The sequence below is a fragment of the uncultured Algibacter sp. genome (genome assembly GCF_947487605.1).
In the GTDB taxonomy this organism is placed as follows: domain Bacteria; phylum Bacteroidota; class Bacteroidia; order Flavobacteriales; family Flavobacteriaceae; genus Algibacter_D.
In genome coordinates this window covers 1-448 of the sequence record NZ_CANKXK010000070.1, presented here as the reverse complement: position 1 = coordinate 448, position 448 = coordinate 1, and the positions used below count along the sequence as shown (strand labels likewise).

1 protein-coding gene is annotated in these 448 nt (G+C 30.1%); it reads right to left on the bottom strand.

What is annotated here, in order from left to right; all coding sequences use genetic code 11:
• Nucleotides 1–368: transposase (locus Q0739_RS14985; RefSeq protein WP_298239541.1), on the bottom strand; the 368-nt coding region annotated here is incomplete at its 3' end.
• Nucleotides 369–448 lie beyond the last annotated feature (80 nt).

Sequence of the window (448 nt, the reverse complement as noted above, 5' to 3'; positions counted from 1 at the left end):
GACAGTTCACAGCGTATTTGGCTCACTATTTTATAATTGGTCAAACGATGAGCTCCTAAATGAATATCACAAAAAAATTGATAATCAATATTTGCATTAAGTTGCTCTATTAGTCTTTTATCAGAACAACAGGCATAGTGTTTTAAAAACATTAAGGCTAGTTTACCTTTTGGACTAAAGTAATTCTTAGTACCCTTAATAGATTCTTTGAGCTTAAAAGCCAATACCAACTCTTGCCAAGGAATAGCTGAATATATTTTTCCTAAATCACTTGATAAAAATTGATTGAAGTACACATCAAAATTCTCTGACGGATTTAAGAATGAAAAATTATACTGTAAATCGGAGATTCTTTGTATTTTAGACATACATTGATAATATAAAACCCCGTTTTTTGAGTGTTCGGCTCGTTTTCGGGGTTTTGTTTTATCTAAAATACAACTTATTT